General features: G+C 65.7%; 23 protein-coding genes. 17 read left to right on the forward strand and 6 right to left on the reverse strand.

Annotated elements, in window-relative coordinates; all coding sequences use genetic code 11:
- The first annotated feature begins 24 nt into the window (after positions 1 to 24).
- The 7 genes from KRR55_RS00425 to KRR55_RS00455 all read left to right on the forward strand — a co-directional run bounded on the left by KRR55_RS00425 (position 25) and on the right by KRR55_RS00455 (position 6771).
- Positions 25 to 480 carry a MaoC family dehydratase gene (locus tag KRR55_RS00425; RefSeq protein WP_217387073.1) on the forward strand — a complete coding sequence of 152 codons (456 nt, stop codon included), beginning with the start codon at positions 25 to 27 and terminating at the stop codon, positions 478 to 480.
- 228 nt (positions 481 to 708) lie between these two features.
- On the forward strand, positions 709 to 1707 hold the full coding sequence (locus tag KRR55_RS00430) for an ABC transporter substrate-binding protein (RefSeq protein ID WP_217387074.1): 999 nt from the start codon (positions 709 to 711) through the stop codon (positions 1705 to 1707).
- Between the two features lie 64 nt (positions 1708 to 1771).
- Positions 1772 to 3316 (forward strand): acyl-CoA synthetase, encoded by a 1545-nt coding sequence (locus KRR55_RS00435; RefSeq protein WP_217387075.1) that lies wholly within the window; start codon positions 1772 to 1774, stop codon positions 3314 to 3316.
- A 15-nt stretch (positions 3317 to 3331) separates the two neighbouring features.
- Positions 3332 to 4312, forward strand: coding sequence for an ABC transporter substrate-binding protein (locus KRR55_RS00440; protein WP_217387076.1), 981 nt, complete (start codon positions 3332 to 3334; stop codon positions 4310 to 4312).
- Positions 4313 to 4317: 5 nt separating this feature from the next.
- Positions 4318 to 5148: an ABC transporter permease gene (locus KRR55_RS00445; protein ID WP_418888822.1), complete on the forward strand. Its 831-nt coding sequence runs from the start codon at positions 4318 to 4320 to the stop codon at positions 5146 to 5148.
- Positions 5145 to 5918, forward strand: coding sequence for an ABC transporter permease (locus tag KRR55_RS00450; RefSeq protein ID WP_217387078.1), 774 nt, complete (start codon positions 5145 to 5147; stop codon positions 5916 to 5918). Before KRR55_RS00445 ends, KRR55_RS00450 begins: the two co-directional genes overlap by 4 nt.
- A complete protein-coding gene (locus KRR55_RS00455; protein ID WP_217387079.1) occupies positions 5908 to 6771 on the forward strand; it encodes an ABC transporter ATP-binding protein in 864 nt (287 codons plus the stop codon). The genes KRR55_RS00450 and KRR55_RS00455 overlap by 11 nt, the downstream gene beginning before the upstream one ends.
- A 110-nt stretch (positions 6772 to 6881) precedes the next feature.
- On the opposite strand, the gene KRR55_RS00460 is transcribed toward KRR55_RS00455, so the two are convergent.
- Entirely contained in the window at positions 6882 to 7463 is a 582-nt protein-coding gene (locus tag KRR55_RS00460; protein ID WP_217387080.1) for a PadR family transcriptional regulator, read from the reverse strand.
- A gap of 112 nt (positions 7464 to 7575) precedes the next feature.
- Here KRR55_RS00460 and KRR55_RS00465 point away from each other — a divergent pair, with 112 nt between their 5' ends.
- The 3 genes from KRR55_RS00465 (at position 7576) to KRR55_RS00475 (ending at position 11171) form a co-directional block, all read left to right on the forward strand.
- A complete protein-coding gene (locus tag KRR55_RS00465; RefSeq protein WP_217387081.1) occupies positions 7576 to 8670 on the forward strand; it encodes an aromatic ring-hydroxylating dioxygenase subunit alpha in 1095 nt (364 codons plus the stop codon).
- A 40-nt stretch (positions 8671 to 8710) separates the two neighbouring features.
- The gene (locus tag KRR55_RS00470; RefSeq protein WP_217387082.1) at positions 8711 to 9715 is read left to right on the forward strand and encodes a PDR/VanB family oxidoreductase; all 1005 of its coding nucleotides are present in this window, start codon (positions 8711 to 8713) and stop codon (positions 9713 to 9715) included.
- A gap of 91 nt (positions 9716 to 9806) precedes the next feature.
- Entirely contained in the window at positions 9807 to 11171 is a 1365-nt protein-coding gene (locus tag KRR55_RS00475; RefSeq protein WP_217387083.1) for an MFS transporter, read from the forward strand.
- 128 nt (positions 11172 to 11299) lie between these two features.
- Here the strand turns inward: KRR55_RS00475 and KRR55_RS00480 are convergent, their stop codons facing one another.
- Both KRR55_RS00480 and KRR55_RS00485 read right to left on the reverse strand, forming a co-directional pair.
- Complete coding sequence (locus KRR55_RS00480; RefSeq protein WP_217387084.1) at positions 11300 to 12721, reverse strand: MFS transporter; 1422 nt, start codon at positions 12719 to 12721, stop codon at positions 11300 to 11302.
- A 31-nt stretch (positions 12722 to 12752) separates the two neighbouring features.
- Positions 12753 to 13823 (reverse strand): MBL fold metallo-hydrolase, encoded by a 1071-nt coding sequence (locus tag KRR55_RS00485; protein WP_217387085.1) that lies wholly within the window; start codon positions 13821 to 13823, stop codon positions 12753 to 12755.
- A 157-nt stretch (positions 13824 to 13980) separates the two neighbouring features.
- Here KRR55_RS00485 and KRR55_RS00490 point away from each other — a divergent pair, with 157 nt between their 5' ends.
- Positions 13981 to 14871 (forward strand): LysR family transcriptional regulator, encoded by an 891-nt coding sequence (locus KRR55_RS00490; RefSeq protein ID WP_217387086.1) that lies wholly within the window; start codon positions 13981 to 13983, stop codon positions 14869 to 14871.
- Between the two features lie 63 nt (positions 14872 to 14934).
- Here the strand turns inward: KRR55_RS00490 and KRR55_RS00495 are convergent, their stop codons facing one another.
- Positions 14935 to 15684: an IclR family transcriptional regulator gene (locus KRR55_RS00495; protein WP_217387087.1), complete on the reverse strand. Its 750-nt coding sequence runs from the start codon at positions 15682 to 15684 to the stop codon at positions 14935 to 14937.
- A gap of 301 nt (positions 15685 to 15985) precedes the next feature.
- Between KRR55_RS00495 and betT the strand changes: the two genes are divergently transcribed.
- Positions 15986 to 18190 carry a choline BCCT transporter BetT gene (gene betT, locus KRR55_RS00500; protein WP_217387647.1) on the forward strand — a complete coding sequence of 735 codons (2205 nt, stop codon included), beginning with the start codon at positions 15986 to 15988 and terminating at the stop codon, positions 18188 to 18190.
- 20 nt (positions 18191 to 18210) lie between these two features.
- Here the strand turns inward: betT and KRR55_RS00505 are convergent, their stop codons facing one another.
- On the reverse strand, positions 18211 to 18771 hold the full coding sequence (locus tag KRR55_RS00505; protein ID WP_217387088.1) for a CGNR zinc finger domain-containing protein: 561 nt from the start codon (positions 18769 to 18771) through the stop codon (positions 18211 to 18213).
- Between the two features lie 35 nt (positions 18772 to 18806).
- On the opposite strand from KRR55_RS00505, the gene KRR55_RS00510 reads away from it, so the two are divergent.
- From KRR55_RS00510 to KRR55_RS00530, 5 genes are all read left to right on the forward strand, one after another.
- Positions 18807 to 19007 (forward strand): hypothetical protein, encoded by a 201-nt coding sequence (locus KRR55_RS00510; protein WP_254455714.1) that lies wholly within the window; start codon positions 18807 to 18809, stop codon positions 19005 to 19007.
- Between the two features lie 140 nt (positions 19008 to 19147).
- The gene (locus tag KRR55_RS00515; RefSeq protein ID WP_217387648.1) at positions 19148 to 20359 is read left to right on the forward strand and encodes a thiolase family protein; all 1212 of its coding nucleotides are present in this window, start codon (positions 19148 to 19150) and stop codon (positions 20357 to 20359) included.
- Positions 20360 to 20420: 61 nt separating this feature from the next.
- Positions 20421 to 21092, forward strand: coding sequence for a 3-oxoacid CoA-transferase subunit A (locus KRR55_RS00520; RefSeq protein ID WP_217387090.1), 672 nt, complete (start codon positions 20421 to 20423; stop codon positions 21090 to 21092).
- Entirely contained in the window at positions 21092 to 21748 is a 657-nt protein-coding gene (locus KRR55_RS00525; RefSeq protein WP_217387091.1) for a 3-oxoacid CoA-transferase subunit B, read from the forward strand. Before KRR55_RS00520 ends, KRR55_RS00525 begins: the two co-directional genes overlap by 1 nt.
- Positions 21749 to 21861: 113 nt before the next feature.
- Complete coding sequence (locus tag KRR55_RS00530) at positions 21862 to 22659, forward strand: IclR family transcriptional regulator domain-containing protein (RefSeq protein WP_217387092.1); 798 nt, start codon at positions 21862 to 21864, stop codon at positions 22657 to 22659.
- Here KRR55_RS00530 and KRR55_RS00535 read toward each other — a convergent pair.
- Positions 22656 to 23834, reverse strand: a complete 1179-nt coding sequence (locus KRR55_RS00535; protein ID WP_217387093.1) for an FAD-dependent oxidoreductase — start codon at positions 23832 to 23834, stop codon at positions 22656 to 22658. The two genes, KRR55_RS00530 and KRR55_RS00535, sit on opposite strands and share 4 nt — an antisense overlap.
- Positions 23835 to 23862: the final 28 nt, after the last annotated feature.

The raw sequence follows: 23862 nt of genomic DNA on the forward strand, positions 1-23862 counted from the left end.
TTACATCAATAAGGAGAACCCATCATGGGCCAGACAGTACTTTCCTACGAGCAGCTTGCGACCGCCGCCGGCACCGACCTGGGTTACAGCGATTTCCGCACCGTCTCCCAGGACCAGGTCAACACGTTCGCCGACGCGACCGACGACCACCAGTGGATCCACACCGACCCGGAAAAGGCCAAGGACGGCCCCTTCGGCGGGCCGATCGCGCACGGCTACCTGTCGTTGAGCCTGCAGATCGCCTTCTGGTCGGAGCTCTTCGACGTCACCGGCGTCTCCACCCGCGTGAACTACGGACTGGACAAGGTCCGCTTCCCCTCGCCGGTCCCGGTCGGCGCACAGATCCGCATGAAGGCGCAGATCGCCGAGGTCGAAGAGGTCAAGGGCGGCTACCAGATCGCCGTCGACCAGGTCGTCGAGGTCGAGGGCGCCCCGAAGCCGGCCGTGGTGTCGCGCGGCATCTACCGCTTCTACGCCTAGCATCCAGCAAGAGGTCGGGAGCCCGCCGGGGGTGTTCCCGACCTTTGCGGTTTCCGCGGATGGTTTCCGTGCGGAATATTTCGCCATATTCACGGAAACCGGGCGGGAAAATGACAACTATTGATTTTTTCAATGATTGTGATTAGATTGTTCCATGTGGCAGGGGTCACAAAAATCTCGCGGTTGGGGCGTAGATGCCTGGGCCATCATTTTCACCAAGGAGCATCCATGAAGAAGCGTTTGTCCACCATCCTCGCCGGGGCATCGATTGCGGCGCTCGCGCTCACGGGGTGCGGCCAGGGATCGCCCTCGGGTTCCGCCGCCACGAATTCCGACTCCACCGCTGCCTCGGGTTCCGGCGGATTGACCAAGGTTGTTGTCGGCGTCTTGCCGATCGCCCCGTCCGTCGCCGTGAAGTACGGAATCGACAAGGGCATCTTTGAAAAGCACGGGCTGGACGTCGAACTCACCACCAGTTCCGCCGGTGCGGCAATGCTTCCCGCCGTCTCCACCGGCGACCTGAACTTCGCCGTCGGCAACCCGCTCTCGGTGCTGACCGCGGTCGACAAGGGCTTGGACATGAAGATCGTCTCGGGCTACTCCGATTCCAAGGCCACGGGCGATGACATCAATGGCGTGGTGGTGCGGGCGGACTCGGGCATCAAGGACTTTGCCGGTCTCGCCGGCAAGACCACCTCGGTCAACGCGCTGAAGACCCAGGGAGACCTGACCATCATGGAATCCGCCGCGATCGACGGCGGGGACCCCGGCGCATTGAAGTTCTCAGAAATGCCGTTCCCCGACATGGAAGCCCAGCTCGAACGCAAGAACATGGACGCCGTTTGGCTCCCGGAGCCGTTCCTCTCCAAGGCGCTGGCCAACCCGGACAACGAACTGCTCGGCTACCCGAACCAGAAGGCCATCCCGGGCCTGCCGACCATGGTCAGTTTCACCAGCGGCAAGTTCGCCCAGGAGAAGCCCGAGGTTGTCGCGGATTTCAAGGCAGCCATGTCCGAAACCCTTGAGGCCGCCGAGGGTGACCAGGCAGGGGCAAAGGCACTGTTGCCGGAATTCATGAAGATGGACGCCAAGGTGGCGAAAAACCTGAAGATGGAAACCTGGGACGGAGTGGTGCCCGGCGAGCAGCTCGCCAAGCTGGCCGAACTTGCCGCCAAGCAGAAGTTCCTTTCCAAGGCCCCCGACGTCGCGGCCATGACCGTCAAGTAGCAACACCACAACGTACAAAGTAGATGGTGTGCCGGCCTCGGGGCCGGCACACGGGAAGGCACCCATGCTCAACCAAGGCCTCGGCGGCTGGATCCACAAGCGCCGCGTCAAGTCGCGGGACCACGCTGCCGTCATTGAAGGGGAAAAACTCCTCAGTTACGCGCAGCTGGCGACCCGTATCGACAGGCTGGCCAACGCGCTCCGCTCGTTGGGAGTGGAAAAGGGCGGCCGCGTGGCCTACCTGGGCAACAACCACTCCGCCTTCCTGGAGACATTGTTTGCCTGCGGCGGCATCGGTGCCATCTTCGTTCCGCTCAATACCCGACTGACCCCGCGTGAACTGAACTACGCGCTAACCGACTCGGGCAGCACCGTGCTTATCAACCCGGTCTCCCTGCAGGATCTGGCGCTGGCGGCCATCGCTGAAAGCCCCGTCGAGCACCACATGGTGCTCGACGACGAGCCCGGGGCCGACTCGGCCTATGAGCGCGCACTTTTGGCCGCGGACGCCGGATACCGGGACTTAGCCGTCGGCCACGAGGACCCGGCCATCATCCTGTACACCTCCGGAACCACCGGACGGCCCAAGGGTGCGGTGCTGACCCACGGTAACATGACCTGGAATGCCCTCAACGTCCTGGTCGACTACGACGTGACCAGCGATGCGAAGGCGCTGATGATCGCCCCAATGTTCCACGTCGCCTCGCTGGGCATGGGCGCGCTGCCGACGCTGCTCAAGGGCGGAACCCTGGTGCTCCAGGACCGCTTCGAGCCCTCGGCAGTGTTGGCGGCAGTGGAGCGCCACTCGATCACCTCGCTCTCCGGGGTTCCGACCACCTACCAGATGCTGGCCGAGCACCCGGCCTGGGAAACGACGGACATTTCCTCGCTGCGCATGCTCACCTGCGGCGGATCCGCCGTCCCGATGCGCGTGCTCGAGGCCTACCAAAAGCGGGGGCTGGGATTCTCCGGCGGCTACGGCATGACCGAAACCGCGCCGGGGGCCACCTCCCTGCAGGCCGAACGTTCCCGCTCCAAGGCAGGATCGGCCGGACTGGCGCATTTCTTCACCGACGTCATGATTGTCGACCCCGCCGGTGCCGAGCTGCCGGCCGGCCAGGCCGGCGAGATCCTGATCTCGGGCCCGAATGTGATCAAGGAATACTGGCAACTTCCCGAAGCCAGCGAGTCGGCCTTCATAGACGGCCACTGGTTCCGTTCCGGGGACATGGGGTACCTGGATGACGAGGGGTTCCTGTACATCTCCGACCGACTCAAGGACATGATCATCTCGGGCGGGGAGAACATCTACCCGGCCGAAGTTGAGCAGGCGATCATGGAGCTCGAGGGAGTGGCCTCGGTGGCCGTCATCGGTGTCCCGGACGAGAAGTGGGGCGAGGTTCCCCGGGCAGTCGTCGTGCCGGCCGCCGGCGCCGACATCACCGAAACACAAATCCAGCAACACCTGGCCGGGCGCCTGGCCAAGTACAAGATCCCGCGCAGCGTGGTGCTCACGGACGATTTCCCACGCACCGCCAGCGGCAAGATCCGCAAAACCGACTTGCGCAAGACCTTCGGCGGGACGACCCCGCCGGTTCACACCAGCTAAGGACTATCGACGACCATGAAGAACAAACTCACACTCGCAGTGGCCGCCTTGGGAATCCTCGCATTGGGCGCCTGCGGTTCGGGCTCACCCAGCGGCACCGCCGCCGACAGCGCCGCAGCCTCCGGTCCGGGCGGGCTGGAAAAGATCACCGTGGGTGTCATCCCGATCGTGGACACCGCCCCGATCTTCCTCGGAGACTCCAAGGGCTTCTTCGAAGCCGAGGGGCTGGACCTGGACATCCAGACCGCCACCGGTGGATCGGCCATCGTCCCGGGAATCCAGTCCGGAAGCTACGACTTTGCCTTCTCCAACCTGGTCTCGCTCATGGTCGCCAACGACAAGGGCCTGAGCATGAAGGTGGTGGCCAACGGCGTGACCACCACCGGCAACGCGGACAAGGACTTCGGTGCCGTCGTGGTCCCGAAGGACTCGCCGATCAAGAGCCCCAAGGACCTTGCCGGCAAGAAGGTCTCGGTCAACAACCTCTCCAACATCGGCGACATCACCGTGTCCCAGATCGTCAAGGACGACGGTGGAGACCCGAACACGGTCGACTTCGTCGAGGTTCCGTTCCCCGAGGCACCGGCTGCACTGGAAAACGGCATTGTTGATGCCGCCTGGATCCTCGATCCCTTCCTGGCCACGTCGCTCGAAGACGGCTCCCGGGTCGTCAGCCACAACTTCGTGGACTTCGATCCGGAACTGGACATCGCCGGCTACTTCACCTCCGCCGAGAAGGTCGCCGCGGAGCCGGAGCTGACGGCCAAGTTCCAGCGCGCCATGAACAAGTCGCTCGAATATGCCCAGGAGAACCCGCAGGAAGTCCGCGACATCGTGGGCACCTACACCAAGATCGATGAGGAAACCCGAGGAAAGCTCGTGATGCCGCGCTACCGCGTGGACATCAACACCGAAGCAGCACAGAAGCTCGGCGACGCTGCCCAGGAATTCGGCGCCATCGACAAGCCGGTTGACCTCCAGGTACTGCTGCCATGACCCAGATGACTGAATCGTCCACACGTGCCGCGGTGCGGGCCAAGGCCTCCCGCGCGCCGTCCAAGGGCCTGCCGAAGTGGGTGCTGGGGCTGATCGGCATTGTGGCGTTCCTGGGTTTCTGGGAGTTGATGCCGGTGATCGGTGCGGTGCAGGCCAAGTACCTGCCACCGGCCTCCGAGGTCCTTGCCGCACTTGTCACGGACCTGGGGCTGACGGCCTTCTGGGTGGCGGTGGGCGACACCATGCTGGCCTGGGCGATCGGCCTGGCGATGGCCGTGGCCGCGGCCCTGGTGCTGGGCCTGGTGATCGGGATGTCGCCGTTCCTGCGGCGTTTCACGAACTCGACCATCGAGTTCCTGCGCCCGATCCCGTCGGTGGCGCTGATCCCGCTGGCGGTGCTGCTCTTTGGCATCAAGATCGAGTCCGCGCTGCTGCTGATCGTCTACGCCTGCTTCTGGCAGGTGCTGATCCAGGTGCTCTACGGGGTGGCGGACGTGGACAACGTGGCGATGCAGACCGCCAAGTCCTACGGGTTCTCCTACCTGCAGCGGGTGCGGGACGTCGTGTTCCCCACGATGCTGCCGTACCTGATGACGGGCATCCGGTTGGCCGCCTCGGTGGCGCTGATCCTGGCGATCACCGCGGAACTGCTGATCGGGTCGCCCGGCCTGGGCAAGGAGATTTCCCTGGCGCAGTCCGGCGGCGCCATCGCCGGGATGTATGCGCTGATCCTGGCCACCGGGTTCCTCGGGGTGGCGATCAACGGTGTGACGCGTGTGGTGGAGAAGCGGGTCCTGTCCTGGCACCCGTCGGTTCGCGGGGAGGCGACGGCATGAAAACCCTGAAATCCATTGGCTACCTGCTGGGGTTGCCCGTCATCCTGCTGGCCTGGTGGTGGCTGGCCACCTCCGGGGAGCCGAACTTCTTCGTGCCCACGCCCTCAAGGCTGGTCACGACCTTCGTCGAGACCTGGTTCGGGGAGCGGATGCTCACCGACGTGCTGCCGAGCATCATGCGCCTGGTGTTCGGGGTGCTCGCCGCCATCGTGCTGGGAATCGCCCTGGGGCTGGCCGTGGGCCTGAACCGCACGCTGCGCGCGGTGACCGAGCCGGTGTTTGAGTTCTTCCGGGCGCTGCCGCCGCCGGTCTTGGTTCCGGTATTGATGCTTTTGGTGGGCATCAACGACGGGATGAAGATCGCCGTGATCATCTCCGGCTGCATCTGGCCGGTGCTGCTGAACACCATCGAGGGCGTGCGCTCCATCGACCCGGTGCAGAACGAGACATCGCGCTCCTACGGGATCACCGGGTTCGCCCGGATCCGCTACCAGATCCTGCCCTCGGCCACCCCCACCATCATGGCCGGGGTCCGCCAGGCCCTGTCGATCGGGTTGATCCTGATGGTCATCTCCGAAATGTTTGCCTCGTCCTCCGGCCTGGGGTTCACCATCGTGCAGTTCCAGCGGTCCTTCGCGGTTCCGGAGATGTGGTCAGGCATCGTGGTCCTGGGGCTGATCGGTGTGGCCTTGTCCTTTATCTTCCAATGGGTCCAACGGCGCGTGCTGCGCTGGTACCACGGCCTGAAAGAGGTTGAAAATGCTGTCTAACAATCCCACGTCCCACGCCGGAGGCCGTACCCTGCCCGAGGGGCAGGCACTGCTCTCGGTGCGGAACCTGAAGAAGGTCTATCACACCGACGCCGGGGACATCGAGGCGGTGCGGAACCTGACCTTCGACCTGGGCCGCGGCGAACTGGTCTGCCTGGTCGGGCCCTCGGGCTCGGGCAAGACCACGCTGCTCAAGTGCATCGCCGGCCTGCTGGGGAGCACCTCCGGGGAGGTGCTGCTTGACGGGCAAAAGGTCACCGGGCCGCCGAAGAAGATGGCGGTCGTCTTCCAGGAATACGGCCGCTCCCTGTTCCCGTGGCTGCGCGTGGCGGAGAACGTCGAGCTGCCGCTGAAGAACGCGGGGGTTCCCAAGGAGGAACGCAAGCGCCTGGTGGCCGAGGCGTTGGAGGCCGTGGGCCTGGCGCATGTGCCCAAGTCCTACCCGTGGCAGCTTTCCGGCGGCATGCAGCAGCGCGTGGCGATCGCCCGGGCGGTGGCGTACCAGCCGGAGGTGCTTTTGATGGACGAGCCCTTCGCGGCCGTCGATGCGCAGACCCGTGCGGACCTGGAGGACCTGATCCGCAGCGTCTGGAAAAAACTGGGCGTGACCGTCCTGTTCGTTACCCATGACATCGACGAGTCGATCTACCTGGGGGAGCGCGTCATCATCCTCTCCTCATCGCCGACCATCGTGCAGGAGGACATCGTCATCGACCTGCCGGCCGAACGCGACCAGCTGGAGACCCGGTCGCTGCCGCGCTTCACCGAACTGCGCCACCACGTCTACGCGGAAATCCAGAAGGCCAAGCAGGGGCACCGCCCCGAGGGAGCCATCACCATGGTCGCCAAGTAGCCGGCAACGCCGTTCCCCGGGACGCTGTCCGTCCGCATTTCCCTATCCGAGGGGATTGCGGGCCTACAGCGTCCCGGGCGTTTAACGTGCAGGACGTGGGCTGGTCTGGCTCAGGGGTTGAGCCGGTCGACGAGCTTCAGGCCACGCCGTGCCCAGGCGATTTCGGCTTCGGCCTGGGACATCAGCCCCTCGTAGGTAAAGAGCTTGTAGGCCCGGGTCTTTTCTTGGTCTGCATCCGGAGTGTGGGCCAAGCGGCGATTGAGCATGGTGCTGGTGCCGTCCTCGATTTCCCGCACGGTGTCCCGCCACTGTTCAAGCAGTCCGGCGTGGTGTTCGATGTGTGCACGCAACTGCCGGCGGGCGGCGTCGGGTTCTGCCCATTCCAGGTAGGCGGCCTTGAGGTGGGCGGGGTCGCGGGTGCGCGCATATTCCAGCGGCGTGTTCATCCAGTTCCTGAACGCGGCCCGTCCGGCCGCGGTGACGTGGTACTGGCGCTTCTTGCCGCGCGGACCCCAAGGGATGTCCTCGCCTTCGAGCAACCCCTCGGCCTCCATGCGCTTGAGCGCGGGATAGATCTGCGAATCGGGGGCATGCCAGACGTGCCCGACGGAGGACTCGAACTGTTTGTGCAGGTCGTACCCGGTCATGGGCTCGACGACGAGCAGGGCCAGCAATGCGTTGGGAAGACTCATGGCAACTTTCCGGTACCTAGGTGTTGCCAATCACTATATCGGTAGTTAGTCTATGAGGAACGTCACTAACTATGTCGATAGGTAGTTATCTGCCGCATCGAAAGGAATCCCCATGACCGCCGTCGCCGCGACCAGCTCCACCACGAACAAGATCCTGCCCCACCCGCTCAATGCCTGGTACGTCGCTGCCTGGGACCACGAGGTCACCCGCAAGCCCATGTCCCGCCGCATTGCCAACCGCCCGGTGGCGCTCTATCGCACCGAGGACGGAAAGATCGTGGCACTGGCCGACGCTTGCTGGCACCGATTGGCCCCGCTCTCCATGGGAAAGACCGTGGGCAAGGACGGAATCCAGTGCCCGTACCACGGCATTGTCTACAACTCCGCCGGTCGCTGCGTCTCCATGCCCGCACAGGAAACCATCAACCCGTCCGCCACGGTCCCTTCCTTCCCGACCGTGGAGCGCTACCGCTACGTGTGGATCTGGATGGGTGACCCGACCCTGGCCGACCCGGACCTGGTGCCCGACATGCACCAGATGACCAGCGATGAATGGGCCGGAGACGGGCTGACCATCCACGCTGCCTGCAATTACCAGCTGGTGCTGGACAACCTCATGGACCTGACCCACGAGGAGTTCGTCCACTCCTCCACGATCGGCCAGGAGGAACTGAGCGAATCCGATTTCGTCACCGTCCGCGAGGGCAACAAGGTCACGGTCACCCGGTGGATGCACAACATCGACGCCCCGCCGTTTTGGCTAAAGAACATGCGCGACAAGTTCCCCGGCTTCGAAGGCAAGGTCGACCGCTGGCAGATCATCAACTTCGAGGCGCCCTCGACCATCAGCATCGACGTGGGCGTTGCCAAGGCCGGCACCGGCGCCCCGGAGGGCGACCGCAGCCAGGGCGTCAATGGCTTCGTGATGAACACCATCACCCCGGAGACCGACCGTTCCTCCCATTACTTCTGGGCCTTCATGCGCAATTACTGCCTGGACAGCCAGCTGATCACCACGCAGCTGCGCGACGGCGTGCACGGGGTCTTTGGCGAGGACGAGGAAATGCTTCAGGCGCAGCAGGCGGCCATTGACGCCAACCCCGATTACGAGTTCTACAACCTGAACATCGATGCCGGCGGCATGTGGGTGAGGCGCATCCTCGAGTCCATGTTGGCCGCCGAGGGCCGTCTAGTCGCCTCCGCCTAACGGCGGCGCAACGGGAAACCCCAGAAAACGGACAAGGACCATGGCAGCAACAAACATTGAAACCTGGCAATCGGCCACCGTCATCGAGACAACCCCGGTGGCCGACGGCATCGCACGCATCGTGCTGGAGCCCTCCCTGCCGCTTAAGGCGGAACCGGGATCGCACATCGATCTCATGGTCGAGATCGACGGGGAGCCGGCGAAGCGCTCCTACTCGGTGGTCGAATCCAGCGACGACGGGACGCGGTTGGTGATCAGCGTGATGAGGGCACCGCTCTCGCGGGGCGGCTCGATCTTCATGCACGGGCTCGCGGTTGGCCAGCGGCTGGAAATCACCCAACCGCTGCAGAACTTCCCGTTGCGCGTCGGCGCGCAACGGTACATCCTGCTCGCCGGCGGCATCGGCATCACCGCCATCGCCAACATGGCAGCGGTGCTCAAGCGGCTCAAGGCCGACTACACGCTGGTGTACGTGGGTCGCAGCCGCGGCGCCATGGCATATCTGGGCGAGCTGGCAGAACTGCACGGGGAAAGGCTGCAGGTCCACGTCGATGACGAGGGCTCCTCGCTGAAGGTCCCCGAACTGGTGGGGCGCGCGGATGCCGGCACCGAGCTGTACATGTGCGGACCGATCCGCCTGATGGATGCGGTGCGCCGCAGCTGGGTCGAACGCGAACTCGATGCCCCGAACCTGCGCTACGAGACGTTCGGCAATAGCGGCTGGTACGACCCCGAGGAATTCATCGTCAGGGTTCCCAAGCTCGACCTCGAGGTCAAGGTCCCGCAGGGACGTTCCATGCTCGAAGCCCTCGAGGACGCCGGGGCGGAGATGATGTTCGACTGCCGCAAGGGCGAATGCGGGCTCTGCGAGGTCCGCATCCTGGAACTCACCGGTGCCATCGACCACCGCGACGTGTTCTATTCAGAGCGCCAGCAACGGCTCTCCACCAAGATGAACTGCTGCGTCTCGCGCGCGGTCACCTCCGCCACCGGTTCCCGGGCCGATGCAGTTGGTCCCGCCGTCATCACCATCGAACCAAACTAGACCCCGCCCGATCGACACGTCACCCCCAAGGACCCCAACAGGATCCTTGGCGGGTGATTTGTCGAGCCCAAAAAACCGGAAGAAAAACACCATGAACATCAGAGAACGCATAGACACCTCGCCCATGTCGCCCTTCCAGTGGGTCGTCGTCGGCGTTTGTACCTTCCTCAACGCCCTGGACGGATTCGACGTCTTGGCCATGGCCTTCACCGCCAACCGCGTCTCCACCGAATTCGGACTCAGTGGCTCCCAACTCGGCGTCCTGCTCAGCGCCGGACTGCTCGGCATGGCCGCGGGCTCACTGTTCCTCGCACCCTTTGCCGATGTCTTCGGCCGCCGTCCAATGCTGCTGTTCACCACGGGACTGGCAGCCGTCGGCATGTTCCTTTCCTCCACGGCGCACTCGGTGACCGACCTGGGCCTGTGGCGCGTGGTCACAGGGCTGGGCGTGGGCGGCATCCTGGCCTGCACCAACGTCATCACCAGCGAATACTCCAACAAGCGCTGGCGCGGCATGGCCGTGAGCATCTACACCGCCGGCTACGGCGTGGGTGCCACGCTCGGCGGCATGGCGGCGGTGTCGCTGCAGGCCAGCTATGGCTGGCGTGCGGTCTTCGTTTTTGGCGGCATTGCGACCACCGTTGCCTTCCTCCTGCTGCTGGCGGTCGTGCCCGAGTCCGTGGACTTCTTGGTCACCAAGCGGCCGCAGCGTGCCGAGCAGCGGCTGGTGGCGCTGGCAACCAAGCTCCGTCTTGGCCCGGATACCGTCCTGCTTCCCGAGCTCGCCGGCCGTCCCGCGGGTCGGGGAGTGAAGGGCCAGCAGCTGACGGCGCTGTTCTCGCCGGCCAACCGACGTGCCACCGGCCTGATCTGGGTGGCCTTCTTTGCCACAATGTTCGGTTTCTACTTCGTGAACAGCTGGACACCGAAACTGCTGGTGACCGCCGGCATGACCGAAAGCCAGGGCGTTGTCGGAGGCCTCATGCTCACTCTCGGAGGAACCTTTGGTTCCTTGCTCTTCGGCGCACTGACGACCAAGTGGCAACCCCGAAAGGTATTGCTTTCCTTTACCGTGCTCTCCTCGATCACCATGGTGGTGTTCATTTCGGCGGTGGGCATCCTGGCCGTTGCGTTTGCCATGGGCATCGTCGTGGGCATGCTCATCAATGGCTGCATCGCGGGCCTGTACACCTTGGCTCCCGCCTCCTACGCCCCGCAGACCCGAGGAACCGGCGTGGGCTGGGCCATCGGCATTGGGCGCTTTGGTGCAATCCTTGCGCCGCTGGCGGCCGGTGCACTGCTGGATGCCGCCTGGACCGCGGGCCAGCTGTACCTGGGTGTGGGCGTCGTGGTGCTGGTGGCTGCTGTCGCCATCGCGTTCATGCGCTCGCCGAAACTGGCTGATTCGACTGCCATCGTGGCCACCGACGTATTTGACTCGGCGGAAGGACGGTAGCGGTAGCACCATTGCTCCCGCGGCCGTATCCAGACGGGAATCCGGTGTCGTCCGGACTAATCGTCTGAAGCATCGATGTCCGGTGCAGACCACGTCGTCCGTACCGGACATCGATGTCCTATGGGAGCTCAGCGTTGAAGTGCCACACTGCCGTCACGGTGCAAGGGCTCGGAAACCGGGGCTGGGCCATCCTCACCCATGTCCGCATCCAGGTTCTGGATGTCGGAGCCGGATCGGTCCTTGGAACACAGCAGGGCAACCAGGGACATGGCCGAGAAGGACATCCACAGCAGGGCGACCAGCCAGAGGTCCCCGCCACCGGCAATGACCAGGGCGGTGGCGATCATGGGGGTGAACCCGGCACCGAGGGTGGAGGCCATTTGGTAGCCGATGGAGGTCCCCGAGTAGCGCACCGCCGTCGGGAAGAGCTCGCCGGCGAAGGCCCCGTAGGGGCCGGAGGTGAAGCCCTGGACCAGGCTCAGGCCCAGCACGATGGCCAGCATGAACGCCATGGTGCTGCCCATGTCGAGCAACGCCATGACGGGGAAGGCAAGGACGATGGCTCCGACGTTGCCCCAGATGAGGATCTTTCGCCGCCCCAGCCGGTCACTGAGCTTCGAGGCGGTGATGATGGCCAGCACGGTGAAGACGCCGCCGATGGCCTTGATGTTCAGGACCTCGGTTTGGGCCAGGACGGCCTGCTGCACGGCAAAGGAGATCGCCCAAGCGCCCATGAGGCCCTGTGCCATTTGGCCGGAGAGTCCCGAAACCATGGCGATCAGCAGCGGCTTGCGGTGGTCCCGGAAGAGATCCGCAACCGGGATGCGCCTCTTGGACTTCTGCGAGGCCGCGGAAACCTCGGTGAAGATCTTGGATTCGGACACCCGCATGCGGATGAAGATGGCCAGCATCATGAGCACGGCGGAGAACACGAACGGGACTCGCCAGCCCCAGGCCAAAAACTGGGCCTTGGGCAGGGTGGACATGGCGGAGAGGATCAACGTGCCCAGAATGGTTCCCGCGGGTGCGCCCATGTAGGCAAAGGCCGATGCGAAGCCACGGGAACTCTTCTTGGAGTTCTCGAAGGCCAGGAGCATCGCCCCGCCCCATTCCCCGCCCACGGCCAGGCCCTGGAAGATGCGCAGCGAAACCAGCAGGATGGGAGCCCAGACGCCGATCTGTGCCGTTGTCGGCAGCAGTCCGATCAGGGTGGAAGCGATGCCCATGGCCAGGACCGTGGTGATCAGGATGGCCTTGCGGCCGATCTTGTCGCCCAGGTTGCCGAACAGGAACGCCCCCAGCGGCCTGGCAATGTAGCCCACGGCCAGGGTCCCGAAGGACACGAACAGCGCCGCATTTGGGTCCAGGCCGGCAAAGAACACCTGGTTGAAAACGATTCCCGCGGCCGTGGCGTAAAGAATGAAATCGTAATACTCGACGGCTGTGCCCAGGAAGCTCGAGAACAAGATCCTGCGCATCTCCTTGGGGCTGGCATGGTAAACCTTGCCTTCGGATGCCGGGGCTCCGGCGGCGTGTCCGTGGTGACTCATGGCGACGTCCTTTCTGTGTTGGGGATGGATGTTAGCGATTGTTCGTGCCGGATGCGGCCAGGTTCCCCGTGACGCGGGAGGCCGTCCCGAAAGGGATGATCTCGAGGTCGTCGGGGATCGAAAGGGCACCGCCAAAAGTCGTTCGCGCCTCGGTCCAGGCCTCCGGTGGGGAGTAGCTGGGCACCAGGTGGTGCAGCGCCAGATGGGCGACACCTGCGTCGGCGGCAATTTGTCCCGCCTCCGCCGCCGTGGTGTGGGCGCGGCGGTGGTGGTCCATGGTTGCCTGCAGCATCTGTGCGTCGGAGTACTGCGCTGCGAGGATGTCGAGGTTGATGGCCTCGTGGAGCAGCAGGTCGGTGCCGCGGGCGAGGGTGACCATGTTGGCGCACGGTGCGGTGTCCCCGGAGATCGTCACCGATCCGTGGGGGGTGTCGAAGCGGAACGCATAGGCCGGTGCGGTGGGGTGGTGAGAGACGAGGATCGCGGTCACGGTGACGTTGCCGTCGCGGAAAACTTCGATTGGTTCCATGTCCGGCGCCACGTTGCTGTCGGGATCGAAACCTAATCCCTCGGGCAGCTTGATCTCCCTCGGGTCGAACTGTGCCGCGGGGGAAATTGCCAGGGAATCGAAGATCCGGTCGTTGCAGTCGGTGGCGTAGGCGGCCAGGATTCCCGAGACCAGGCCTTCGATGCCGGGGGTCGGACGATCGGGGGCGATGGGTTCGGGCATCGAGGTGGCTCGCGGCGACAAGGGAGGAAGCTTGCCCCGGTCGCCCGGCCCCACCACCGGAATCGGCCCGCGGGGGCTGTTCTTGAGTTCAAACGCGCCAAAGAGCAAGAGCGAGGGCAAATCCACGGTGTGGTCCGAATGCATGTGGGTGATGAAGATTCCGCCCAGATTCGACATCGACAGGCCCGCCGCGTTCGCCTGCCGCCCGGCACCTTGGCCGCAATCGACCAGGTACCAGGTTTCACCGACGACCACGGCCGTGGCAATGCCAAAGCGCGGGGTTCCGTCGTGGTCCTTCCACCAGCGCGGGCCGCCGGCGGTGCCCAGGGTGACAACGTAGGGAATCGGTTCGGAGTGTTCGGCGTCGGTCATGGTGGAGGTTCTCGCTTTCCGGCGGATGGGATGGGGAGTCGGCTTGGCAGGAATTCTGGCCGGAACGTTGCGGGCCGATGCTTGCTCCACTCCATCTTGGTGTCGGCGATCACATTTGCCTAGCTAGAATTACTGCATACGGTCATAAGGAGAACTAATGAGTGAACTAACGCTGCGCCAACTCGAGTACTTCGCGGCGGTCGCGGAAACCCAGTCGGTCACCCATGCAGCGCGCCTCTGCCATGTCAGCCAAGGTGCGGTGAGCCTGGCTCTCGGGCAACTGGAACATGCCCTGGGTGTCACGCTCGCCATGCGCCAGCGCGGCCGCGGCATTGCGCTCACACCCGAGGGGCAGGAGGTGGCCACGCGCGCACGATTCATCACCGAGCAGGTGGAGCGCCTGCGCGACGCCGTTTCCCAGGTGCATGCCGGGCTCTCCGGCCGGTTGAGCATCGGGGTCTTCACCACGGTGGCCGTCCACGTCGTCCCGCACCTCATTGACTGGTTCTGCACGCGCCATCCCGAGATGCAGCTCTCATTCGTCGAGGGCAGCGGCCCCGAAATCCAGGAAGCGCTGTTCGCCGGACGTACGCAGCTGTCCATCGGCTACGAGACCCAATTCGGGCAGGACTGCACGGTGGAAGTGCTTCAGGAATTCCACCGCAAGGTGGTGGTAAGCCCAGGGCATCCGCTGGCGGAATTCGAGGAAATCAGTTTAGCGCAGCTGACACAGTACCCGGCGGCCTTCCTGAACCTGGAGCCGGCGCTGCAGCACACGCTGGCGGAATTCCAGCGCCATGGCGTCACGGCCAACGTCGGCTGGCTTCTGGCCAATGTGCCGTCCATCCACTCGATCGTGGGCCGGGGCCTGGCGTACTCGCTGCTGATGCAGCCGACCGAGAGCAGCATGGAAAACCGCCCGCTGGTGTTCCGTCCGCTATCGGACGAAACCCAGACCAATTCCTTGGTGGCTGCCATGCCGAAGGGGGTCAGTCGCAGCGCCATGGTCACGGAGGCGTTGGCCGCGCTGCATGGGCAATGGAGCTAGGCCGGATTTGGCTCGGCTCAACTGGTAGTTATCGCCCATCGCCCCCGCCTGATAGGGCCGCTCCTAGGCTTCCTGTACGGGAACCAGTGCGCGCGAAATGCCGCGTGCCGCGGTCTGCAACGCCATGACCGCCGCCGGCAGCAGGTCCGACCCGAGGGGGACCACCACGGCCAGGACCGCGAGCGCGTGGCCCCGGTCGTCGAGGATCGGAACCGCCGCGCCGGTGGTGTCGGTGTCGATGAACCCGTCGAAGGTCGCGTATCCGGTGCGCCGGATTTCGGCCAGTTCATGCCGCAGCCTGGGGTGCTGGCCATGCATGGTGTCCCCGTGGCGTTCCAAATACCCTTCCAGCACATTGGCGGGGGAGTACGCGAGCAGTGCCATGCCCATGGAGGTCAGGTGCACCGGCATGCGTCCGGCCACGTTGGCCTGGTTGACCACCGAACCGGGGCGGGAGAGCCGCTCGATGACCAGCACGTCGTCCTCGTGCAGCACGGCGAGCTGGGTGTTTTGCCCCACCAGCTGGTTGATGTCTTCCATGAAGGGCAGCGCGGCCTGGCGCAGGTTCAGCGTGGAGGCGCTTCGGTTGGCCAGTTCCCACAACCGCAGCCCGAGACGTACCTGTCCGTCGGAATCGCGTGCCAGCAGGCCGTGGGACACAAGGTTCTCCAGCAAGCGGTAGGTGGTTGCCCGGGGCACGTCGGCCCGGCGGGCCAGTGCATTGACGGTCAACGTGGGATTTTGCGCGTCAAAGGCATCAAGGATCCGCACGAGGCGGTCCAGCATCGAGTCCCCGCTCGGCGAATTGGCCATGAAACCACTGTAGAACAGTTGGAATGGACCGTTGGCCGCACAAAAAGCGGACCCGTGGCGGTACCGCGTGGAGATTAAGATAACCGCGGCCAATGTTCCGGATTCCGGCAGACAATGCCTACGATGAGCACAGCAGGCAATCAGGTGCAACAGGTCCATCCGGTCCCGCTTCCTACCGTTTGACTAGCGGTTCCTCAATTCGTGGGCGGACATGTGGCGACACCTGGTCCACAGATCAAAGGAGAACCACGTGGCTGAGCCAGAAGACGGACCGAGGCAGTTGCCCGAACGTCCCGAGTCCATGCCGGAGCGGAGCCGTTTCGGCGTCAGCGAACGGCGCAAGGATCCGGTGGCCGAGGAATTCCGTGCCCCGATGACCAGCACCGAGCTGAGCAAGGGGCCCTCCGAGCTCGTCGAGCATCCCGGCCCGAAGGTCAACTGGCGCGTCTTCCTCATCTCCGCCGGCGTCATTCTTGCCTTCTCCATCTGGGCCATCGTCGTCCCGGACAACGCCGCGGCCACCATGCGTTCGATGGTCTCCTGGATCTCCATCAACCTGGGCTGGTTCTACGTCGTCACCGTCACCCTGGTGGTCCTCTTCGTGCTTTGGGTGGCCTTCTCCAAGGAGGGCAGCGTCCGGCTGGGCCCGGACCACTCGAGGCCGCAATACAACCTCTTCACCTGGGTCGCGATGCTCTTCGCCGCGGGCGTGGGCATCGACATGCTCTTCTACTCGGTGACCGGGCCCATCACCCAGTTCATCACCCCGCCCTCGGTCGACCCCGAGTCCGCCGCCGCGGCGCAGGACGCGGTGGTGTGGACGATGTTCCACTACGGCATCGCCGGCTGGTCCATGTATGCGCTGCTGGGCATGGCGATGGGCTACTTCGCCTACCGCTGGGGCATGCCGCTGTCGATCCGCGCGGCCCTCTACCCGCTGCTGGGCAAGCGCGTGCGCGGGGTGACAGGCGACGTCATCGACATCTTCGCGCTGGTCGGCACCGTGTTCGGCGTGGCAACCTCGATGGGCATCGGCGTGGTGCTGCTGAACGTCGGCTTCTCCTGGCTCTTCGGCCTGCCCGAGGGCCTGGCCCTGCAGATCGCCCTGGTGCTGGTGGCGGTCATCATGACCATCGCCGCCTGCACCTCCGGGGTGGACAAGGGCATCCGGCTGGTCTCCGAGCTGAACCTCTGGTCGGCCGCGGCCATGATGCTCTACATCCTGGTCACCGGCAAGACCTCCTTCCTGCTCACCGCCCTGGTGGAAAACATCGGGCGCTTCATCTTCACCCTGCCCGAACGCACCCTGCAGACCTTCGCCTACGAGGACGGCGGGGCCGAGTGGATGGGCAGCTGGACCCTCTTCTTCTGGGCCTTCTGGCTGGCCTGGGGCCCGTTCGTCGGGCTCTTCCTGGCCCGCATTTCGCGCGGCCGCACGCTGCGGGAGTTCGTCATTGCCGCGATCACCGCCCCGGTGCTCTGCGACTTCTTCATCGTCTCGATCTTCGGCAACAGCGCCATGAACGAGGTCCTGGGCGGCAACCGGGAATTCGCCGAGCAGGCGATCTCCAGTCCCGAACACGGCTGGTACGCGTTGCTGGAGATGTTCCCCGGCGCCCCGTTCCTGATCGGCCTGGCCACGCTCTCGGGCCTGCTCTTCTACCTGACCAGCGCCAACTCCGGCGCGATGGTCATGTCCAACTTCTCTTCCTCCATCCCGGACCCCTCGCAGGACGGGGCCAAGTGGCTGCGCATCTTCTGGGCCCTGGTCACCGCGGTGCTGACCGTGGCGATGCTGATTGCCGGCGGGGTGACGACCATGGAGCACGCGACGCTGATCTTCGCGCTGCCGGTGACGATCATCGCCTACCTGGTCATGGCGTCCTTCTCCAAGGTCCTGCGGATGGAGCGGGCCGAGCGCGAGGGCCACGTGATGCGCCGCCGCGCGACGGCGGCGCACGGTGGCGCCGCGCCGGAGAAATCGTGGCGCCAACGTCTGGGACAATTGCGCGCCTATCCGTCCAACAAGGCGGTGGCCCAGTTTGTGGAAAGGACCATCCATCCGGCCCTGGTGGACGTGAAGGACGAGTTCAGGGAGCTGGGCTACGACGCCGTGCTGAGCAGCACGCCCAATGCCAAGACGCACATCGACGAGCACACCCTGGTGGTCCACATGCACGACCACCGCAATTTCCACTACCAGGTGGCAGCGGTCGAGGCCCCGGTGCCCGCGTTCGGTGCCCGCACCATGTCCCGCGAGGTCGACGTGTATTACCGCCTCGAGGTCTTCACCCAGACCGGCACCGAGGGCTACGACCTGATGGGCCTGAGCAAGGAGCAGGTCATCAACGACGTGCTGGACCGCTACGAGGCGCACCTGTCGTTCCTGCAGTACTCCTCCGAGCACGACTATGCCTCGATGCTCACGCCCCCGCGCCCGGCCACCGGCATGATCCCGCAGGTGGACGCGGCTGTCGACGAGGATGAAGGCAAGGGACGGGAGTAGCGGGGCGCCGCGGGGGGGACTCAGTCGTTCCGGGCCGCCGCGGCACCCGACCCGGCGCGGGCCCGGTGCCGGCGCACGGCAGCCCGGTTGGCGCAGCGCACCGAGCAGTAGCGCTGGCGGCCGTTGCGGGTGACGTCGATGACCACCCGGGTGCACGGATCCCCGGGATCCTCCCCGGCGGCGCAGCGCCCCATGCGGTGCATGCCGCGGGTCGACAGGTGCAGTGCCGTGCCGACGCCGATGACAGCCCGCAGCACACGGGGAAGGACCTGGTTCGGATCGCGGTAGTGCAGGTGCCAGCCCTCGTTGTTGTGGTCCACCAGTCGGGGGTAGGCGGCCGCGGCCGCCATCTGCTCGTTGAGCAGGGTCGCCCGCCGGCCGGGGTCGGCGGCATCCACCACGCGCAGCCAGTCCTCGACGACGTCGCGGGTGAGTTCGTAGTCATCGGGTGCCGGGGTGAAGTCCATGGTCATGCCGAACTTGCGCGCCCGGTCGATGATGCCGTCCCGGTTGACTGGCGGGTCGTTGGCCAGCGAGGCCGCGAGCAGGACCGCATATTCGCCGTAAGGGTTGAGATGCATAATGCCATTACAGCATGCTGGACAGCATGATGCCTATGGATGCCGCCCAAACCCTTGAAACCACCCGCCAGGTCCCTGCCCACGAACATGCATGGCTGGTCGATTCCGCACATGACACCTCCGACGGGCGGGTGCTGTATGTGCGTTGCGGCGCCGGCTGCGGTGCCCGGCGCATCGACCTCCAGGGCCCGTCCACGCTCCCGCCGAGCGCGGTGAGCAGGGAGTTTGGCAGGTAGCGGGAAGTCCCCGGCCATGTGGGGCGGCGCAGGCAATGTGGCTCGATCCCTTGATGGCCGACCCTCTCGGTGATAAAGTTCATTTAGTGAACAAGCGTTCGCGATGCGAACAAATTGACCAGGAAGCCAGGACCCACACCATGAAGCAGGCGTACCTCTACGACGCGATCCGCACCCCCTTCGGCAAGATCGGCGGAAGCCTTTCCTCCCACCGCCCCGACGACCTGGCCGCGCACGTGGTCCGCGAACTCGTCGCCCGGGCACCGCAGCTGGATCCGGCTTCCATCGACGAATCGATTTTCGGCAACGCCAACGGCGCCGGCGAGGAAAACCGCAACGTGGCCCGCATGGCCACCCTGCTCGCGGGCCTGCCAACCTCGCTGCCCGGCACCACCATGAACCGCCTCTGCGGCTCCTCGCTGGACGCCGCCATCGCCGCCTCCCGCCAGGTCAACACGGACGACGCGGACCTGGTTCTGGTCGGCGGCGTCGAGTCCATGAGCCGCGCCCCGTGGGTGCTGCCCAAGACCGAGCGCCCCTTCCCGATGGCCAACCTCGAACTTGCAAACACCACCCTGGGCTGGCGCCTGGTCAACCCGGCCATGCCCAAGGAATGGATAGTGTCCCTGGGCGAGGCCACCGAGCAGCTGCGTGAAAAGTACCAGGTCACCCGCGAAGACCAGGACGAATTCGCCGCACTTTCGCACAAGCTGGCGGCCGAGGCCTGGGCCAACGGCAAGTACGAGAACCTCGTGGTCTCCGTGCCGCCGGCCAACAAGCGCGGCACCGAGGTGACCATGGATGAAACCATCCGCCCCGGCACCACCGCCGAGACCCTCGCCGGCCTGCGCACCGTCTTCCGCGACGCCGCCACCGGAACCGTCACCGCGGGCAACGCCTCGCCGATGAACGACGGCGCCTCCGCCGCCTTCATCGGCTCCGAGCGCGGCGGCGAGCTGCTGGGAGCGGCGCCGCTGGCCCGCATCGCCGGCCGCGCGTCCTCCGCCCTTGACCCGCAGTACTTCGGCTTCGCCCCGGTCGAGGCCGCCAACAAGGCGCTGGCCAAGGCAGGCATCTCCTGGTCGGACGTCGCCGCCGTCGAGCTGAACGAGGCCTTCGCCGCCCAGTCGCTGGCCTGCGTCCGCGCCTGGGACATCGACGCGTCAATCGTCAACGCCTGGGGCGGCGCGCTGTCCATCGGCCACCCGCTGGGTGCCTCCGGCCTGCGCATCCTGGGCACCCTGGCGCGCCGCCTGCAGGAGAACAACCAGCGCTGGGGCGTTGCCGCGATCTGCATCGGCGTCGGCCAGGGCCTGGCAGTCGTGCTGGAAAACCCGAACGCCACCGCCTAAGCACCCTCGGGGGAATCGAGCCCCCATCCCCTGACCGAACAGATTTAGGAGAGAACAACCTATGGCACCACGTATTGCCACCTCCGCCGCGGACGCCGTTTCCGGCATCCAGACCGGCGCCACCGTGCTCATCGGAGGGTTCGGCAACGCCGGCCAGCCGATGGAACTCATCGACGCCCTGATGGACTGCGGCGCCACGGACCTGACCGTCGTGAACAACAACGCCGGGCAGGCCGACGCCGGCCTGGCCCTGCTCATCAAGGAACGCCGCGTCAAGAAGGTCATCTGCTCCTTCCCGCGGCAGTCCGACTCCTGGCACTTCGATGAGGCCTACCGTGCCGGGGAAATCGAGCTCGAGCTCGTCCCGCAGGGCAACCTCGCCGAGCGCATCCGCGCCGCCGGCGCCGGCATCGGCGGCTTCTTCACGCCCACCGGCTACGGCACCATGCTCGCCGAGGGCAAGGAAACCCGCGTGATCGATGGGCGCGGCTACGTGCTCGAGACTCCGATCAGCGCGGACTTCGCCATCATCAAGGCGTTGCGCGCCGACACCCTGGGCAACCTGGTCTACCGCAAGACCGCCCGCAACTTCGGACCCATCATGGCCACCGCCGCGAAGAAGTCCATCGTGCAGGTTTCCGAGATCGTTTCCGCCGGTGCGCTGGATCCGGAAAACGTCGTCACCCCCGGCATCTTCGTCGACACCCTCGTCACCATTGGAGGCACCAAGTAATGAGCGAATACACCTCCACCGACGCCGCGCTGACCCGCGACGAGATGGCCAAGCTGGTCGCCGCCGACATCCCGGCCGGCGCCTTCGTGAACCTGGGCATCGGCCAGCCGACCAACGTGTCCAACTTCCTCACCTCGGAGCAGGGCGTCACCCTGCACACCGAGAACGGCATGCTGGGCATGGGCCCTGTCGCCACCGGCGATGACATCGACGAGGACCTGATCAACGCCGGCAAGATCCCCGTCACCGAGCTGCCCGGCGCCAGCTACTTCCACCACGCCGACTCGTTCGCGATGATGCGCGGCGGCCACCTGGACGTCTGCGTCCTGGGTGCCTTCCAGGTCTCCGGCGGCGGCGACCTGGCCAACTGGCACACCGGTGCACCGGGCGCGATCCCGGCCGTCGGCGGTGCCATGGACCTGGCCATCGGCGCGAAGCAGACCTGGGTCATGATGGGCCTGTTCACCAAGACCGGCGAGTCCAAGCTGGTCGAGGCGCTCACCTACCCGGTCACCGGACTGGGCTGCGTCTCGCGCATCTACACCGAGTCCGCGATCTTCGTCATCGACGCCTCCGGGGTGACGGTTCGTTCGACCCACGGCATCACCTTCGAGGAACTCGACGCCAAGATCCCGGTGGACCTGATCAAGGCATAGCCGGCAAGTCTGAAAGAATGGGGGCCGTCGAAGGATTGCCCCCATTCTTTCGCTTTCCCCGTCCATGAGTTTTTGGGCGTCCACATCCGATGAACACACAGGAGCCCCACGCCATGAGCCAGGATGCAGGAACCGCCGCAGCGGGCGGCTCCACCTCGGTCCAGTCACTGGCCCGCGGCCTGGACGTCATCTGCGCCTTCGACGCCGAGCACCCCTCGATGACCCTGAGCGACGTTGCCAAGCGCACCAACCTCTCCCGGGCCACGGCCCGCCGCTTCCTGCTCACCCTGCAGGAACTGGGCTACGTGCGCGGGGACGGGAAGTTCTTCGAGCTCACCTCCAAGGTCCTGCAGCTGGGCTACTCCTACCTCTCCAGCGCCACGCTGCCGCAGCTGATGGAACCCGTCCTCGAGGAGCTTTCCTCGACGGTCCATGAATCGGCCTCCGCCTCGGTGCTCGAGGGCAGCGACATCCTCTACATCGCCCGGGTGCACACCCGCTCCATCATGCGCGTGGGCATCAGCGTCGGTACGCGTTTCCCCGCGGCCAACACCTCGATGGGCCGGGTGCTGCTGGCCTACCAGGCACCCGGGGTGCGGGAGCAATTGCTGGCCGCGGGCGTCAGCGCACCGACCGGCCACGGCATCGGCACCGTCGCAGAGCTGCGGACGGAACTGGACCGGGTGCGGGCCCAGGGCTACGCGATCGTCGACCAGGAACTGGAGATCGGGCTGCGCTCGGTCGCCGTCCCGGTGTTCGCGGCCGACGGCAGCGTCGTTGCCGCCATGAACGTGTCCATGGGCGTGGGTCCGCAATCACACGTCAGCGCCCGGGACGCCGCCGCGGAGGTGCTCCCCGCGTTGCAGCGGGCCGCGCGCCAGGTCCAGGAAGCACTGGCCGCCAGCCGTTAGGCGGAATCCCCGGGCATTGCGACGCCGGAGCCCCGCGCCGGCACGGCAAGGGTGCGCCGCGCGGCAAACTTCGCCGGTGCAGGTCCACTGCCATCTGCCAGGTCGGCCAGGATCCTCCCGATGACCGGGGTGAACTTGAACCCGTGGCCGGAGAACCCGGCGCCGATCACCAGCGGTCCGATGCGGTCGAGCACAAAATCCTCGTCCGGTGTGGTGGTGTAGGTGCAGCTCACCTCGGTGAACGAATCCGGGTCGACGCCCGGGAGCCACTGCCGGGCATATTCCTGCAGGGCGCGGAGCTGGAGCGGCTCGGCGGCGAAGCTCCGCCGGTCGGGATGGGTCAATGCGCCGGTTCCGTGCCAGCCCGCCTTGATCCCTTCGCCGGGCGTCAGCATTCCATAGACCGGGGAATAGGCATTTTCAAAGCCCCGGGAGCCCGGAACCAGGGTGTGGTTGAAGCCGGGCCAAACATCCTCCTGACGGCGCCGGGCAAAGTGCACCGGTTGTTCCTGCGTGACGCGCAGGGCCGGAAGGCGGACCGATCCGGGGAGCAGGTGGCCGGTCCAGGCGCCCGCAGTGACTACGACGCTGCGGGCCTCCACGGATTCACGGCCTTCCGCGGTTTCCAGGGTCAGGAGGGCTTGTTGGTCTCCGACGATCTTCATCTCGATGACCCGCACCCCGTGGCGGATGCGGGCGCCATGCTGCGTTGCCACCCGCTGGAAGCCCGGCAGGGCCACGTCGGGGTTGAGCTGCCCGCCGTCGGGCATGTGCAGCGCCGGACCCGTGAACCGAAGGCCGTTCCAGCGCTCACCGGCCTCCGCGGCCGAAAGCTCCTCCGCCGCGATGCCCGCAGCCGTCAGGGACGCCAGCACCCTGGCCTGTTCCCGCGGGGCGCCATGGTTGACGATTCCCGTCCGCGTCACCTGTGCCTGGCCGCTTTGTTCGCCGAGCAGTTCCCAGAGCTTGAGTGATTCGGCGAGCATGGACACGTAGACCGGATCCGCATACCCGAGGTTCAGGTTCCGGGTGCTCCCGTGCGACGCGCCAAGGGTGTGGCCGGGGGCGAACTGCTCCAGCAGTGTGACCTCGCGGTCGCGTGTCGCCAGCGCCCACGCGGTGGCCGAGCCCATGGCCCCGCCGCCAACAACAACCGTATCCAAGCGCGCAACCATGTCGCGTGTTCCTTCCGTCAGACCGTCG

Source organism: Paeniglutamicibacter quisquiliarum, from assembly GCF_019084045.1.
GTDB classification, from domain to species: Bacteria; Actinomycetota; Actinomycetes; order Actinomycetales; family Micrococcaceae; genus Paeniglutamicibacter; species Paeniglutamicibacter quisquiliarum.

Coding starts and splice junctions, on each gene's coding strand:
- KRR55_RS00440 (WP_217387076.1), top strand. CDS start 3,332: ATGAAGAACAAACTCACACTCGCAGTGGCCGCCTTGGGAATCCTCGCA.
- KRR55_RS00475 (WP_217387083.1), top strand. CDS start 9,807: ATGAACATCAGAGAACGCATAGACACCTCGCCCATGTCGCCCTTCCAG.
- KRR55_RS00425 (WP_217387073.1), top strand. CDS start 25: ATGGGCCAGACAGTACTTTCCTACGAGCAGCTTGCGACCGCCGCCGGC.
- KRR55_RS00535 (WP_217387093.1), bottom strand. CDS start 23,834: ATGGTTGCGCGCTTGGATACGGTTGTTGTTGGCGGCGGGGCCATGGGC.
- KRR55_RS00520 (WP_217387090.1), top strand. CDS start 20,421: ATGGCACCACGTATTGCCACCTCCGCCGCGGACGCCGTTTCCGGCATC.
- betT (WP_217387647.1), top strand. CDS start 15,986: ATGCCGGAGCGGAGCCGTTTCGGCGTCAGCGAACGGCGCAAGGATCCG.
- KRR55_RS00455 (WP_217387079.1), top strand. CDS start 5,908: ATGCTGTCTAACAATCCCACGTCCCACGCCGGAGGCCGTACCCTGCCC.
- KRR55_RS00445 (WP_418888822.1), top strand. CDS start 4,318: ATGACTGAATCGTCCACACGTGCCGCGGTGCGGGCCAAGGCCTCCCGC.
- KRR55_RS00510 (WP_254455714.1), top strand. CDS start 18,807: ATGGATGCCGCCCAAACCCTTGAAACCACCCGCCAGGTCCCTGCCCAC.
- KRR55_RS00450 (WP_217387078.1), top strand. CDS start 5,145: ATGAAAACCCTGAAATCCATTGGCTACCTGCTGGGGTTGCCCGTCATC.
- KRR55_RS00490 (WP_217387086.1), top strand. CDS start 13,981: ATGAGTGAACTAACGCTGCGCCAACTCGAGTACTTCGCGGCGGTCGCG.
- KRR55_RS00505 (WP_217387088.1), bottom strand. CDS start 18,771: ATGCATCTCAACCCTTACGGCGAATATGCGGTCCTGCTCGCGGCCTCG.
- KRR55_RS00495 (WP_217387087.1), bottom strand. CDS start 15,684: ATGGCCAATTCGCCGAGCGGGGACTCGATGCTGGACCGCCTCGTGCGG.
- KRR55_RS00460 (WP_217387080.1), bottom strand. CDS start 7,463: ATGAGTCTTCCCAACGCATTGCTGGCCCTGCTCGTCGTCGAGCCCATG.
- KRR55_RS00430 (WP_217387074.1), top strand. CDS start 709: ATGAAGAAGCGTTTGTCCACCATCCTCGCCGGGGCATCGATTGCGGCG.
- KRR55_RS00465 (WP_217387081.1), top strand. CDS start 7,576: ATGACCGCCGTCGCCGCGACCAGCTCCACCACGAACAAGATCCTGCCC.
- KRR55_RS00525 (WP_217387091.1), top strand. CDS start 21,092: ATGAGCGAATACACCTCCACCGACGCCGCGCTGACCCGCGACGAGATG.
- KRR55_RS00530 (WP_217387092.1), top strand. CDS start 21,862: ATGAGCCAGGATGCAGGAACCGCCGCAGCGGGCGGCTCCACCTCGGTC.
- KRR55_RS00485 (WP_217387085.1), bottom strand. CDS start 13,823: ATGACCGACGCCGAACACTCCGAACCGATTCCCTACGTTGTCACCCTG.
- KRR55_RS00480 (WP_217387084.1), bottom strand. CDS start 12,721: ATGAGTCACCACGGACACGCCGCCGGAGCCCCGGCATCCGAAGGCAAG.
- KRR55_RS00515 (WP_217387648.1), top strand. CDS start 19,148: ATGAAGCAGGCGTACCTCTACGACGCGATCCGCACCCCCTTCGGCAAG.
- KRR55_RS00470 (WP_217387082.1), top strand. CDS start 8,711: ATGGCAGCAACAAACATTGAAACCTGGCAATCGGCCACCGTCATCGAG.
- KRR55_RS00435 (WP_217387075.1), top strand. CDS start 1,772: ATGCTCAACCAAGGCCTCGGCGGCTGGATCCACAAGCGCCGCGTCAAG.